The organism is Pseudidiomarina terrestris, from assembly GCF_030466375.1.
Classification (GTDB): Bacteria; Pseudomonadota; Gammaproteobacteria; order Enterobacterales; family Alteromonadaceae; genus Pseudidiomarina; species Pseudidiomarina terrestris.
In genome coordinates, this window is record NZ_JAGGJE010000001.1 from 891,626 (window position 1) to 905,546 (window position 13,921).

Below are 13,921 nucleotides of genomic sequence, written 5' to 3' on the forward strand. Positions count from 1 at the left end.
AGTTTGCCAGAAAAGTTTGTTGTCGACCACTAACAATGACTAAACTTAAAGGTAGCGCAGCTACAACGAGGAGTCGAATAATGAAATTATTGATCACCGGAGGAACAGGTTTGATTGGCTCTGAGCTAATCAGACGATTGCGCGATAAGTACGAGATCACCATTTTAAGTCGCGAACCTAAACAGGCCATGGAGCGGTTTGGCGAAGGCGTGCAGGCTTATGATGGACTTGCTGAGATCAATCAGTTGGGCGACTTTCACGGAATCATTAATTTGCAGGGCGAGGGGATTGCCGATAAACGCTGGACCGCGAAGCAGAAAGAACGCCTGCAGGACAGCCGCTGGGATGTTACCGATGAGCTACGAAAACGTATTCAGGCCTGTGACAATCCACCGAAAGTCATGATTAGTGGTTCTGCCATTGGCTATTACGGTGCCCAGGGTGACAAAATCATGACGGAAGATAAAAGCGTTAATCTGCCGGATGATTTTGCTCACAAACTCTGTGCGAAGTGGGAAGACTTGGCGCTTGCCGCACAATCAGAGCAAACCCGCGTTTGCGTGATCCGCACCGGGGTGGTGCTGGCCTCTGATGACAGTGCCCTGCAGAAGATGTTACCGCCTTATTTACTTGGCCTCGGCGGGCCACTTGGCGACGGCAAACAGTATTTTTCCTGGATTCATCTGCACGATATCGCGCGGGCGATTATATTTCTGCTCGAAAACGACGATTGCCAGGGCGTTTACAACGCCACAGCACCACAACCTTTACCGCAGGCCGAGTTCAGCGAGACTATTGCGAAAGTCTTACGCAAGTCCCACTTCATGCGGGTCCCGGCCTGGGTGTTAAAGTTGCTCTTAGGCGAGATGTCGCAGATGCTGCTCACCGGCCAGCGGGTAATGCCGGCACGGTTGCAGAAAGCGGGCTTTGAATTTAAGTTTGGTTCTGCTGAAGAAGCGCTGCGCGATTGCCTGTTGCCTTCTTCATCGTCTTCACAAAACTCGTAAGCTCGTCGCTGAGACGTTGCCGATCGTCATGGTGGTTCGCAATGATGTTGACCACCGCTGAGCCGCTAATCGCACCGGCTGCACCAGCAGCTAATGCGGCCTCGACGTGCTCCGGTCGAGCGATACCAAAGCCCAGTAGCGGGGGCGCACTCTGGGCGTCTTTCAGGGATTGAATGACGGCGGTTGCAGGCTTTTGCATCGTACTCTCAGTGCCGGTCACGCCAGCGCGACTCAACAGATACACGTAGCCCTCGCTGCGCGCGGCAATGCTCTGCAGACGTTCGCTGGTGGCATCAGGCGGAGCGATAAAGATGGGTGCAATACCATGCGCTTTTGCCGCTTCAATAAAGGGTGTGCTTTCACGCTCCGGCACATCAGCAATCAACACTGAATCGACCCCCGCATCAGCGCAGCGCTGATAGAATTTATCTAAGCCGGCACTGGCAACAAGGTTGGCGTACACCAACAGACCCATAGGTATTTCAGGGTGGCGCTCACGCACTTTGCTGAGGATCGCAAAGCAGTCAGTGATCCTAGTGCCCGCCTGCAAAGCACGAATGGCCGCTTTTTGAATCGTCGGACCGTCGGCGACGGGATCAGAGAAGGGAAAACCAAGTTCCAGCGCGTCCGCGCCACCCGCGATTAAAGCGTCGATGACCTCTAGGCTTTGTTCAGGATTGGGATCGCCCAGCGTTACGAAGGGCACAAAGGCGCCTTCATCGGCAGCGTCAAGTCGTTCAAACATGGCTTGATAGCGGCTCATTTGGCGTCCTCCTGTTGTTGAAAAATACGACGCACATGGTCGATATCTTTATCGCCCCGGCCGGATAAATTGATCAACAAAATTTCAGGAGCATCCGCTTGTGCCGCACGCTTCAGGGCGTAGGCCAGCGCATGGGCCGATTCCAGTGCCGGGATGATGCCTTCTTTCTCAGCAAGAATTTTGAATGCCTCCAGAGCTTCATCGTCGGTTACCGACTCGTAGCGAGCGCGACCGATACTCTGCAAATACGCGTGCTGCGGACCGACTCCAGGGTAATCAAGTCCTGCCGAAACTGAATAGCTTTCTTCAATCTGACCTTCGTCAGTTTGCATCAGAAACGACTTACAACCGTGCAAAATTCCCGGGTGGCCGGCGCTGAGCGTGGCGCCATGCTGGGTCGTGGTAAGACCTTTACCGGCGGGCTCGACCCCGACCAGTTCAACCCCGTCTTCGTCAATAAACTCTGCGAACATACCAATGGCATTTGAGCCGCCACCAACACAGGCGATGACCTCGTCAGGAAGACGCCCGGCGCGCTCCACGATCTGGGCTTTGGCTTCGGCACCGATCATGCGGTGGAACTCTCGTACAATGGTCGGGAACGGGTGCGGACCCGCTGCTGTGCCGAGTAAGTAATGGGTATCGTGATAACTCGCAGTCCAGTCGCGCAGGGCCTCGTTGACGGCATCTTTGAGTGTGCCGCTGCCGGTATCAACGGCAACCACTTTGGCTCCCATCAGCTCCATGCGAAACACATTCGGCTGTTGCCGTTCGACGTCTTTTTTGCCCATATAAATAATGCACTCAAGGTCGAGCAGGGCACAGGCTAAGGCAGTCGCTGTGCCATGTTGACCGGCGCCGGTTTCCGCAATAATACGGTGTTTACCCATACGTTTGGCAAGCAACGCCTGACCCAGCACCTGATTGGTTTTGTGGGCGCCGCCATGCAGCAGATCTTCCCGTTTCAGGTAAATTTTTGTGCCATTGGGACTGTCGACCGGCAAGTTACGGCATAAGGATAAGGGCGTCGGCCGGCCCAGATAGTTCTTGAGCAAATCTTTAAATTCTTTCTGAAACTCAGGGTCCTGCTGAGCATCGACAAAGGCCTGTTCAAGTTGGTCTAACGCGGGTAACAGAATTTCTGGCACAAACTGGCCACCAAATTCTCCAAAATACGCTGGGTAATTACTCATGATCTTGTTTCCCATACTGACGAATTTGTTGAAAGAGTTGCACAATTTTACCGGCGTCTTTAACACCTTTGGTGCGCTCTACAGCTGAATTAAAATCAAATCGTTGCAGCCCGGTCTGTTGGGCTTCACTTAGGTTGTGGCGGCCGAGGCCACCAGCAAGAATACAATGCTCGCGCTCTGCCGGAGTTAAGTCTTGCAGCAGTTCCCAGGCAAAGGTTTTGCCGCTGCCGCCCTGCAGATTGTCGAGTAGTATAGCGTCTGCGTCCGTTTGCGGCAGCAGCAGCGGTGCTTCAACGCGGTGTACTTGCCATACTTCTGTGCCGCTGGGCAGCGCCTGCTTGAGCTGGGCTATATAGTCTGCATCCTCATGACCGTGTAACTGCACTGCGGCCAGACTAAGTTCGCTGGCAATCTTAACTACCTCGGCCAGCGGATGATCGGCAAACACGCCAACCCAGCTTAGATCCGGCTCTGCTGTGACCAACTGCCGGGCTTGCGCCGCAGTCACAGCGCGGGGTGAATGTTGCACAAAAATCAAGCCGCCATAAGCTGCTCCTGCAGCGCGCACCACATGCGCATCGCTTACCTGATTCAGGCCACAGACTTTGTGTTTACCATAAATCAGTTCCCGGCAAGCTTGATCAATGTTCGCTTGCGCAGTGAGCGCGCTGCCCACCAGAAAGCCATCGACGAAAGGCGCAGTTTCGCGCACATGCTGATGTTCGCTGTAGCCGGACTCAGCAACCAGCAATACACCAGCAGGTGCCAGCTTACTAAGTTCCTGACTACGTTTAGGATCAATACTTAGATCGTGCAGGTTGCGGTTATTAATGCCGATGATGTTCGCGCCAAGGGCTTTGGCGCGTAACATCTCTTCTTCGGTACTGACTTCAGTGAGCACATCCAGATTGTAATCTGCCGCCAGCTGGGCCAGCTCCCGGTAGTCTTCATCGGAGAGAATAGACAGCATAAGCAGAATGGCGTCAGCACCAAAGTGACGGGCTAACAGGACCTGCAACGGATCAACAATGAAGTCTTTGCACAGAATAGGTAAGTCAACGGCGCTGCTGACCGCAGCTAAATAGGCAAAATCCCCCTGGAAGTAATCGGGCTCAGTGAGTACTGAAATCGCCGCCGCATAACGGCTGTAGGTTTGCGCAATGCGCACCGGATGAAAGTCATCACGGATCATGCCTTTGGACGGGGACGCTTTTTTGCACTCCAGAATAAAACTGCTGGCGGGTGTCGCCAGGGCTTTCGCCAGACTGCGTTGACTGAGCTTCAAGTCCTGCTTCAAGGCATCGACCGGATACTCGCGGGCAAGCTCCACCAGGCGCTGACGCCGGGTGTTGACGATGCTTTGTAAAATCGTATCAGCCACGATTAAACTCCTGTAACTGCTGCAAGTGTGTCATGGCCTGGCCACTGGCCAGATGTTCGAGTACCGCGCTGGTTGCCTGCTGCAGGTCATCATACTTGCCGGCGAGATAAAGTAAGCCGGCAGTGCTGATGGCGACCGCATTAGCGTGCGCATCGGGTGCCTTGCCTTCAAGTATCCGTTGTAAGGCGACCGCATTGAAATCGGCGTCGCCGCCGCGTAAAGCGCTGACGGGGGATTGCTGAACACCAAAATCTTTGGGCTGCAATTCATAGTCGTGCAGTTCACCGTCGCGCAATTCGACCACCTGGGTTGGACCATGTAAAGCAATTTCGTCCAGTCCTGAGCCGTGGACCACCATAGCGCGTTTACAACCCAGTAATTTTAGCGTTTCCGCCAGTGGGCGGCACCATGCTGGATCGTAAACTCCTAATTGTTGTACGTCAGGACGCGCAGGATTGACCAACGGACCTAACAAATTAAACAGCGTACGGGTTTTCAGAGTTTGCCGTACCGGCATGGCATAGCGAATGCCAGGGTGATAGTGAGGGGCAAACAGGAAGCAAAAATTAAATGCATCAAGCTGCTGTGCAGCAACTTGCGGGTCTTGGGTCACCGACAAACCGAGGCTTTCCAGCACATCAGCCGAGCCAGAGCGCGACGATACACTGCGATTACCGTGCTTCGCTACGGTCAGTCCCATACTTGCCGCAATCAACGCCGCAGTGGTCGAGATATTGATGGTATTACTGCCATCGCCACCGGTACCGCAACTGTCGACTACCAGCCGATCGGGCCGTTTGAAAGGCTTTGCAGCACGGCGCAATGCCAGAGCCGCACCCGCCATTTCCGCAGGTTCTTCGCCACGCATTTTCATACTAATAAGCAGGGCGGTGATCTGTATTTCGTTGAGTTCGCCCTTGACCAGGTGATCGAACAAGCGTTCGCTGGCGGCCATGGATAAACTGTTGCCGGATAGAAGTTGTTTGATAGCGTCCATTACTGCTGCTCCGTACGGAATAGGAATTCAATGGTCTGGGCCAGTAGTTGCGTACCGCGCCCCGTGAGAATTGATTCAGGATGAAACTGGAATCCAATCGCGCGATGCTGATTGAAATAGGCGGCCATAGGTATACGCTCGCGGTCGCTTTGATAATCTGCCAATACCTCGATGTCTGCGGGTAACTCATAACCCGCCAGGCTGTGGTAGCGAGCGACGGGTAACTGGCGCGGTAAGTCTGCAAAAACCGGGTGCTCAGCACAGCTGATGGCGCTGCTCTTGCCATGCACGGTTTCACCGCAGCGGCGAACTTTGGCACCGTTGGCTTCCAGCAGCGCCTGAAAGCCAAGGCAGATGCCGAGCATAGGGTAGCGGCCCTTGGCATAGTCAATCACTTGCATGAGATTGCCCGCCCGCTGGGGATGGCCAGGTCCGGGCGAGAGGCATATCACCTGCGGGCCAGCGTAGTTCTCCAGCGTTTCTTTCAGAGTGCTTAAGGCAACGGTATTGCGGTACACCAGCAGCGGATAGCCAAGCTGGCGCAGCTCATCGACCAGGTTGTAACTAAAGGAGTCGATGTTATCGATTAAGATAATACGGGCCGGTGTCATGCTTGCTGCTCCTGCGTTGCGTAGGTGGCTTGTATTGCCCCGATGACGGCTTGCGCCTTGCCTTCTGTTTCGGCGACTTCTGCTGCAGCTGAAGAGTCAGCGACAACTCCAGCTCCGGCTTGCACAAAGGCCTGACCATCACGCACCAGCGCTGAGCGAATCACAATACAGGTGTCCATATCGCCGCGCCCGGACAGATAGCCCACTGCGCCACCGTAACTGCCACGCCGCTGCTGTTCGTACTGTCGGATCAGGCGCGCCGCAGAAACTTTTGGAGCTCCAACCAAGGTGCCCATATTCATGCAGGCCCGGTACGCATGCAGTGCGTCGAGATCGTCGGCCAGTTGGGCGACCACGCGGGACACTAAGTGCATCACGTGTGAATAGCGATCAACATGCAGTAAGTCTGCAACATAGCGGCTTCCGGGAACGGCGATACGCGCCAAATCGTTACGGGCAAGATCAACCAGCATCAGGTGCTCAGCAAGTTCCTTCTGGTCGCAGCGCAGCTCGAGTTCAAGCCGGCTGTCCAGATCTGGATTAATGCGACCGTCGGCATGTTTGCCGCGCGGGCGGGTACCAGCAATCGGATACAGCTCAACTTGATTGCTGGCGGCGGTATACTTCAGCGCTGATTCAGGCGATGCACCGAACAACACAAATGCCTCGGTTTGTAAGTAAAACATATAAGGTGAGGGGTTGGCGGCTTTCAGTTGGGCGTACGCGGCCAGGCTATCCGGGCACGCCAAAGCGAACTGGCGGGACGGAACCACCTGAAAGATATCGCCATCGGCAATATGTTCCTGCAGCTCATTGACCCAGGTAGCATAAACGTCACGACTGGGGGTAGCGACCACTTCCGGATGGACAGCTTGCTGCGGCGCTGGCGTCTCAGCAGCAGCTGCGGTTACCGGTAACTGGCAATGGGCGATGATCTCACCAAGTTGCTGGGCCAGGGTGCCATAGTAACTGGCAGAGTCAGGACCGCTTAGTAAGGTCGCCAGTAACTCAGTGGTTTGCTGCTGATGGTCAACCACCAGCAGGCTTTCTGCCAGATAGAACTGGTAATCCGGACAGATGTTATCGCCCTCGGGAACATCAGGAAGTTGCTCCATACTGGCGATGTAGTCGTAGCCAAACACGCCACCGATAAACACTGAGAAATCATGATCTGCACTTCCGGCCAGCGCGCGAAGCTGCTGTTGCACAATACGCAACGGCTGCTCAGTACTGCGATGCCGCAATCGCTGTGCTTCGTCAAGTCCACTCAGAGCGGTGCTGGCGGTCCGAAAGTCGCAGATCAGCTGGTCGCCATCGGCGTTGATTTCAGCAACGTCATCGAGTTTTTGTTGCAGGTAGGGTAGCAGTTGTGCGCCATTGGCTGTAAGCGCGCGAATGCTGACCTGACTACCGTTACAGGTGAACTGTAACGAAGCCTTAACCATAATCAAGCTTTTCAGATGCTTACGTGACTGAATCTCCGCAGAGTCAAGCAGCAGGGTATTGGGAACGTCACCGCACAAACGTTGGTACAGTCGTTGGGTGTCGCCTGTATAAGGCAACCGCATATGTAAGGAATGATAATAGCCGGGTTGTTCTTCAAATTGCACGTGCTTGCCCTTCATCAGTTATCGTTGTTGTTCGCGTTGATTTGCTACGATAGCGGGCATAAAAAAACCCGCTGAGTTCGCGGGTTTCCATCAAATTACGTGTAAAATACGCACAGATGCATCGCCCGCTATCTCGGGAAATGCCACCACCACTGTGCTGATTTTTGTACGTAATTTTTTATCATCACTAATCTCATTAAATCTTTAAAACATCTCAAAAAGAGAAGTTGTATAAGTCGCAAGTGGTTAAATTAACCGATGCCGAATGACGCTGTCAACAGCTTTTTCCTGAGCTGTCGTTAACGTGTGCTGTGTTTCATGATGCGCGACTTCTGTCGCTGCCAGTCGCGTTCTTTGATCGTGTCGCGTTTGTCATGGGACTTCTTGCCTTTCGCCAGGTAAATTTCCAGCTTTACCAGGTGGCGTTTCCAATACATGGCCGTGGCAACGATCGAATACCCCTCACGCTCACTGGCGCCGATTAGCTTGTCTAACTCACGCTGTTTCAGTAACAGTTTGCGCGTGCGCTCAGCATCACACACCACGTGGGAGGATGCCGATAACATGGGCTGGATCTGGGCGCCAAGCAGGTAGGCTTCGCCGTCACGGATGATCACATAAGTATCAGCGATATTGACTTTACCGGCGCGGATGCTTTTCACCTCCCAGCCTTGCAAAGCGATACCAGCCTCGAACTTATCTTCGAGAAAATACTCATGTCGCGCTTTCTTGTTAAGCGCGATGGTTCCTGAATTGTTGTGTGCTTTTGTTTTACTCATGGCGGCTATTATACGCATCCGATTTAAAAAGAAAATTTGTTTATCTGGCAATCTTCAGAATGGGTGATTCAAGTGTCAAAGTGCGCTATCATGCCAGCATTTTTAACGGCCAAGGAACCCATTATGCCAAGCATTGAGCGAAGCGCGTTAGTACCGTATAGCGATGCGCAGATGTTTGCATTAGTGAACGATATCGAAAGTTACCCGGAGTTTGTGCCAGGCTGTCGCTCTGCGCAAGTCGTTGAGCAAGAGGGCACAAGCAAGGTTGCGCGTCTGGATATCAGCAAAGCTGGCGTCGGCAAATCATTTACCACCCGTAACCATCTGGAGCCGCCCGGACGGATTGGGATGGAACTGGTGGATGGCCCATTCCGCTATTTACGCGGTGGCTGGTATTTTGAGCCATTGAACGATCATGCCTGTAAAATTATTCTCAAGTTAGAGTTCGAATTTGCGAACCGCTTACTGGGCTTCGCCTTTGGTAACATTTTCAATGAGTTGCAAAGTCGCATGGTCGATGCTTTTGTAAAGCGCGCAGAGCAAGTTTATGGAAGCGAGTAGATGACCTTAGAGCATATTCAAATTGAGGTTGCCTACGCGACGCCAGAACGGCAACAAATTATTCCTATTCGGGTCACTAAAGGTACGACCGTGGCGGAGTGCATTGAGCAGTCCAAGATTACCCGCTACTTCCCTGAAATTGATCTTGAGCAGCAGAAAGTAGGTATCTGGAGTAAAGCAGTAAAACTTGATCAGCAACCGCGTGACGGTGATCGGATCGAGATTTACCGGCCACTTATTGCCGATCCGAAAGCGATTCGGCGTCAACGCGCTGAGCGCGCCAAAGATGACGGTCGCGCAGACAAGGTCACGGGAGGTCGGCGGCGTGAGCAAAGCAGTTAAGCTCTATATTATTCGCCATGGCGAAGCATTGCCCGCGCAAGCGTTGCAGGGGGATGCCATTCGTCCTTTGAGCGCTTACGGTGAGCAGGAAGTTGTCATCAGTGGACGCTGGTTAGCGCAGTACCTGGCGGAGCAGGGCGCGGACGCCCTCGACTGGCTGATCGTCAGTCCCTATATACGCGCCCGGCAGACGGCTTCGATCCTACAGCGGCACATCCCTGCGCATAGTGAGCAAGTGAATGACGCGATTACTCCCGATGGGCAGGCGCAGCAAGTCTGTGACTGGCTCTTTGCCGAACTGCAACATCGGGGATCCAAAATTAAGCATGTCGCTATCGTGTCGCATATGCCGTTTGTCAGCTATTTAGTTGCGGAGCTGGATAAAACCATGGAACCTATTTTATTTCCGACGGCCGGTGTCGCTGAATTTGTTCTGGAACCTGACCAGTGGCGCGGCAAATTTATCCGGATGGCAGTGGCTGAGCCCGATTAATCGTGGAGTTTGATGTGGAATCATCCTTACAAGAACCTTTGCAAGAGCTAAGCACCGTAGAAGACTACTGGCGCTGGGGCGTCAGCTCGCTCCAGCAAGCCGAAGTGTTTTTCGGTCATGGCACCGATAACGCGACCAGTGAAACCTTGGTTCTGCTTGCCCATGTGTTGCATCTGGATCTTACTCAGGTCAACGAGTTTCGCGGCGCGAAAATGACCTCGGGCGAGCAAAAGCAATTTGTTGATTTGTTGCAACAACGTATTAAAGAACGCAAGCCTGCCGCTTATTTAACCGGTGAAGCCTGGTTTGCGGGATTACCCTTTAAAGTTGATGAGCGGGTACTGGTACCGCGCTCACCCATCGCTGAACTTATTGAACAAGAGTTTCAACCCTGGTTGGCCGAAGCACCGCAGCATATTCTCGATTTATGTACCGGTAGTGCCTGTATCGCCATTGCCTGTGCTTATGCATTTCCGGAAGCTGAAGTCGATGCGCTGGATATCTCAACGGATGCGTTGGCCGTGGCCGAAGAAAATATTGCCTTTCACCAGCTTGAACACCGGGTTTTCCCGATGCAGTCGGATCTCTACAGCGCAGTTGCCGGTCAGCGGTACGATTTAATCGTGACGAATCCGCCTTATGTTGATGCCGAAGACATGGCTGACCTGCCGGCTGAGTTCCACCACGAACCCGAGTTGGGTCTGGCAGCAGGCGACGATGGTCTTGATTTGGTGCGCACCATACTGCGCGAAGCGCCGGACCATTTAACCGAGCAGGGCATTCTTATCTGTGAAGTGGGCAATTCCATGGTGCATCTGGCTGAGCTGTACCCTGATGTGCCATTTACCTGGCTCTCTTTCGAACGCGGCGGCGATGGCGTATTCTTACTGACACGACATGAACTGCTTGAACACCAGAGCAAATTTTAGGAACCACTATGCCGGGCAATAGTTTTGGAGAGTTATTTCGGGTGACCACCTTTGGCGAAAGCCATGGTCCTGCGATCGGTGCTATTGTCGATGGCTGCCCGGCGGGTTTACAGCTTAGTGAAGCGGATTTACAACACGAACTCGATCGCCGTAAACCGGGCCAGAATCGTTATACCACAGCGCGGCGCGAAGCCGACGAGGTGAAGATTCTGTCGGGCGTGTTTGAAGGTGTCACCACTGGCACGCCGATAGGTTTACTGATCGAAAATACCGATCAGCGCAGTAAAGACTATTCAGACATTAAAGACCTGTTTCGTCCGGGGCATGCGGATTACACGTACCATCACAAGTACGGCGTGCGTGACTACCGCGGTGGCGGTCGTTCCTCAGCACGGGAAACCGCAATGCGGGTTGCCGCTGGAGCCATTGCCAAAAAACTTCTGGCCCAGCAGTTTGGCGTCGCCTTTAACGCTGGGGTGGTGCAAATAGGTCCTCATCAGACGGCACCGGATCAAGCTTCCTTTGACTGGCAACAGGTGCGGGAAAATCCGTTATTCTGCCCCGATGCTGGGATGGCTGAAAAAGCTGGCGAGTACCTGCGCGATCTGCTTAAGCAGGGCGACTCGGTGGGGGCGCGGGTACGTCTGGAAGTCACAGGGGTACCGGTAGGTCTTGGCGAGCCAGTTTTTGATCGTTTTGATGCTGATTTAGCCAAAGCACTGATGAGCATCAACGCAGTGAAAGCCGTCAGCATTGGCGATGGCTTTGCTGTTGCCGCACAGTTAGGTAGCGAACACCGCGATGAAATCAGTGCCACTGATGGCTTCCTCAGTAATCATGCCGGTGGCGTGCTGGGGGGCATCAGTAGTGGTCAGACGGTGATTGCAGAAGTCGCCTTTAAACCGACTTCGAGCATTACCAAGCCCGGCCAGACCATTGATCGCTTCGGCCAGCAACAAACAGTCGTCACTCGCGGGCGGCATGACCCTTGTGTTGGTATTCGTGGTGTGCCCATTGTTGAAGCTATGGCCGCTTTGGTGATCGTCGATCACTGGCTAAGACAGCGCGGACAGAATCCAGATCCACAGAAATAACTCATGTCGCACGCAGATTATCAGACACTCATCAAACTATTTGACGACTGTTTTTATGCAGATTATCGCACGCGCCTGGTGGCCGGTGACGATGAACCTTTGTATCGCGCCGCAAGTACGCCCGATGCGGACCACGAGATTGTTTTCGCGCACGGCTTCTTCGCCTCGGCGCTGCATGAGATTGCCCACTGGTGTATTGCTGGTGCGGCGCGCCGCCAGCTTGAAGATTACGGTTACTGGTACGAGCCTGATGGCCGTGACGCCGCTCAACAAGCTCAGTTTGAGCAGGTCGAGCGTAAGCCTCAGGCGCTGGAATGGCTGTTCTCATTGTGCGCTGGCGTGCCTTTTCAGGTGAGTGTCGATAACTTAAACGGTGCAGCAGTGGATCGCCAGGCTTTCACCGCTGCCGTGCAGCAACAGCTGGTGACCTATCTGACTGACGGGCTGCCGCCTCGTGCCGAGCGTTTCGCCCGGGCATTGGCCCAAACCTATCAACAACCCTGGCCAAGCGCCCGGCAGTTGCTCAACTATCAAGGTGTTGCATGAACAGGTTTCATATTGGCTTAGTCGTTAATCCATTGGCGGGTCTGGGTGGCAGCGTGGCCTTAAAGGGCAGTGACGGTGCTGATACCGCTGCATTAGCGCAGCAACTCGGTGCTGAAGCGAAAGCTCCGCAGCGGGCGGCACAGGCGCTTGAGCAGCTTCTGGACGTTGCCGCACAGATTAAGATTTCAACCGGGGCCGGCCTGTTAGGTGAACAGAGTTGCCAGCTTGCCGGACTGCAGTGCGAGGTTATTTATCAGGGCGCAGATCCCTCTACCGCAACGGATAGCAAGGAGCTGGCGCGACGGCTGATTGAGGACGCCAAAGTTGATCTGCTGGTGTTTGCCGGCGGTGACGGCACAGCCCGTGATATCCACGCGATATGTCCGGCAGAGCAACCGGTGTTGGGTATTCCTGCCGGAGTTAAAATTCATTCGGGTGTGTATGCGGTGAGCCCACGCGCAGCTGGCAAAGTCATGGCGCAAATGGTCCGTGGTGAATTAACTACAGTGACTCACGCCGATGTTATGGACATTGATGAAACTGCGTTTCGTCAGGGCACAGTGCGGGCGAAGCGGTTTGGCGAACTATTGGTGCCGGCCGAGCTGCGCTATGTGCAAGCGGTAAAAATGGGCGGCAGGGAAAGTGATGAACTGGTGCTTGCGGATATTGCCGCTGATTTCATTGAAAGTATGGAAGACGATGTGCTGTACATTATGGGCTCGGGCTCAACGGTGGCGGCCATAATGGAAGACTTGCAGTTGCCTAATACCTTGCTCGGCGTAGATGTCGTAAAAAATGGTGAGTTACTGGCGCAGGACGTCACGGCACGGCAATTGGAGCAATGGGTTATTACAGAGCAGCAACCGGCCGTTATCGTGGTCACCGTCATTGGCGGGCAAGGGCACTTGTTCGGACGTGGTAACCAGCAGTTAAGCGCTAAGTTACTAGCTCATTTGGGCAATGAAGCGATTCGGGTCGTTGCCAGTAAGCGTAAACTGCAGCAATTGGACGGCAGACCCTTGTTAGTTGATACCGGCGATCATCAGGTTGATGATGCTTTAGCTGGCGTGATCCGTGTGACCACCGGTTATCATGATGAAGTCTTTATGCAAATTGCCGCGCCCTAAGTCTGGGCGACTTAAAACTGTGACGGTGGCAAGTAAACAGTGATGCCGTCGAGTTCTTCAGTCATTTCAATCTGACAACTTAAGCGGCTGTTGTCCTGCGGCTCAATTGCCATATCGAGCATATCTTCTTCACGCTCGGAGGCCGGCGGAAGTTTATCTTCCCACTCTTTTGCGACATAACAGTGGCAGGTGGCACATGACATCACGCCACCACATTCACCAAGAATACCGTCAATCATATTATCGACAGCACCTTCCATAAGGCTTTGTCCTACGGGTATGTCGGCCTCATACTGACCACCATCTTTATCGATAAAAATCGCTTTCGGCATCCTTTAACTCCTTAATTACAGCTCGTGCAGAGCGGTCGAAATGAATCTCGTTTAATCAGATATTCTAGCATAGGTAGGTTAGGCAATTGCGCGCTAATTCAGGTAAAATGGCGTGATTTTTAACTGCAACTTAGCAGCTATGAACCGGGAGTCGGA

At 53.5% G+C, this 13,921-nt stretch carries 16 protein-coding genes and 1 other annotated feature; of the genes, 8 read left to right on the forward strand and 8 right to left on the reverse strand.

The window, feature by feature from the left end:
• Positions 1–80: 80 nt before the first annotated feature.
• Positions 81–1,007 carry a TIGR01777 family oxidoreductase gene (locus tag J6J28_RS04315; protein ID WP_301720084.1) on the forward strand — a complete coding sequence of 309 codons (927 nt, stop codon included), beginning with the start codon at positions 81–83 and terminating at the stop codon, positions 1,005–1,007.
• Here J6J28_RS04315 and trpA read toward each other — a convergent pair.
• The 7 genes from trpA to smpB all read right to left on the reverse strand — a co-directional run bounded on the left by trpA (position 934) and on the right by smpB (position 8,341).
• Complete coding sequence (trpA, locus tag J6J28_RS04320; RefSeq protein WP_301720085.1) at positions 934–1,770, reverse strand: tryptophan synthase subunit alpha; 837 nt, start codon at positions 1,768–1,770, stop codon at positions 934–936. The genes J6J28_RS04315 and trpA overlap by 74 nt on opposite strands.
• Positions 1,767–2,963, reverse strand: coding sequence for a tryptophan synthase subunit beta (gene trpB / locus J6J28_RS04325; RefSeq protein WP_301720086.1), 1,197 nt, complete (start codon positions 2,961–2,963; stop codon positions 1,767–1,769). Before trpB ends, trpA begins: the two co-directional genes overlap by 4 nt.
• Positions 2,956–4,344 (reverse strand): bifunctional indole-3-glycerol-phosphate synthase TrpC/phosphoribosylanthranilate isomerase TrpF, encoded by a 1,389-nt coding sequence (gene trpCF, locus J6J28_RS04330; protein ID WP_301720087.1) that lies wholly within the window; start codon positions 4,342–4,344, stop codon positions 2,956–2,958. Before trpCF ends, trpB begins: the two co-directional genes overlap by 8 nt.
• Positions 4,337–5,341: an anthranilate phosphoribosyltransferase gene (trpD, locus tag J6J28_RS04335; RefSeq protein WP_301720088.1), complete on the reverse strand. Its 1,005-nt coding sequence runs from the start codon at positions 5,339–5,341 to the stop codon at positions 4,337–4,339. The genes trpCF and trpD overlap by 8 nt, the downstream gene beginning before the upstream one ends.
• A complete protein-coding gene (locus J6J28_RS04340; RefSeq protein WP_301720090.1) occupies positions 5,341–5,952 on the reverse strand; it encodes an aminodeoxychorismate/anthranilate synthase component II in 612 nt (203 codons plus the stop codon). The genes trpD and J6J28_RS04340 overlap by 1 nt, the downstream gene beginning before the upstream one ends.
• Complete coding sequence (locus J6J28_RS04345) at positions 5,949–7,577, reverse strand: anthranilate synthase component 1 (RefSeq protein ID WP_301720091.1); 1,629 nt, start codon at positions 7,575–7,577, stop codon at positions 5,949–5,951. Before J6J28_RS04345 ends, J6J28_RS04340 begins: the two co-directional genes overlap by 4 nt.
• 43 nt (positions 7,578–7,620) lie before the next feature.
• Positions 7,621–7,717: a sequence feature (Trp leader region), on the reverse strand.
• Between the two features lie 144 nt (positions 7,718–7,861).
• On the reverse strand, positions 7,862–8,341 hold the full coding sequence (gene smpB / locus J6J28_RS04350) for an SsrA-binding protein SmpB (protein WP_301720092.1): 480 nt from the start codon (positions 8,339–8,341) through the stop codon (positions 7,862–7,864).
• 123 nt (positions 8,342–8,464) lie between these two features.
• Here smpB and J6J28_RS04355 point away from each other — a divergent pair, with 123 nt between their 5' ends.
• Genes J6J28_RS04355 through J6J28_RS04385 form a run of 7 tightly spaced genes read left to right on the forward strand, consistent with a single transcriptional unit; the run spans position 8,465 to position 13,433 of the window.
• Positions 8,465–8,902 carry a type II toxin-antitoxin system RatA family toxin gene (locus tag J6J28_RS04355; protein WP_301720795.1) on the forward strand — a complete coding sequence of 146 codons (438 nt, stop codon included), beginning with the start codon at positions 8,465–8,467 and terminating at the stop codon, positions 8,900–8,902.
• Complete coding sequence (locus tag J6J28_RS04360; RefSeq protein WP_301720093.1) at positions 8,903–9,244, forward strand: RnfH family protein; 342 nt, start codon at positions 8,903–8,905, stop codon at positions 9,242–9,244.
• Entirely contained in the window at positions 9,228–9,737 is a 510-nt protein-coding gene (gene sixA / locus J6J28_RS04365) for a phosphohistidine phosphatase SixA (protein ID WP_301720094.1), read from the forward strand. Before J6J28_RS04360 ends, sixA begins: the two co-directional genes overlap by 17 nt.
• A gap of 14 nt (positions 9,738–9,751) precedes the next feature.
• Positions 9,752–10,666, forward strand: coding sequence for a 50S ribosomal protein L3 N(5)-glutamine methyltransferase (gene prmB, locus J6J28_RS04370; protein WP_301720095.1), 915 nt, complete (start codon positions 9,752–9,754; stop codon positions 10,664–10,666).
• A gap of 8 nt (positions 10,667–10,674) precedes the next feature.
• The gene (gene aroC, locus J6J28_RS04375; protein WP_301720096.1) at positions 10,675–11,760 is read left to right on the forward strand and encodes a chorismate synthase; all 1,086 of its coding nucleotides are present in this window, start codon (positions 10,675–10,677) and stop codon (positions 11,758–11,760) included.
• A 3-nt stretch (positions 11,761–11,763) separates the two neighbouring features.
• Positions 11,764–12,306 carry an elongation factor P hydroxylase gene (locus tag J6J28_RS04380; RefSeq protein ID WP_301720097.1) on the forward strand — a complete coding sequence of 181 codons (543 nt, stop codon included), beginning with the start codon at positions 11,764–11,766 and terminating at the stop codon, positions 12,304–12,306.
• Positions 12,303–13,433, forward strand: a complete 1,131-nt coding sequence (locus tag J6J28_RS04385) for an ATP-NAD kinase family protein (RefSeq protein WP_301720098.1) — start codon at positions 12,303–12,305, stop codon at positions 13,431–13,433. The genes J6J28_RS04380 and J6J28_RS04385 overlap by 4 nt, the downstream gene beginning before the upstream one ends.
• A gap of 11 nt (positions 13,434–13,444) precedes the next feature.
• Here the strand turns inward: J6J28_RS04385 and J6J28_RS04390 are convergent, their stop codons facing one another.
• On the reverse strand, positions 13,445–13,765 hold the full coding sequence (locus J6J28_RS04390; RefSeq protein WP_301720100.1) for a 2Fe-2S iron-sulfur cluster-binding protein: 321 nt from the start codon (positions 13,763–13,765) through the stop codon (positions 13,445–13,447).
• Positions 13,766–13,921 lie beyond the last annotated feature (156 nt).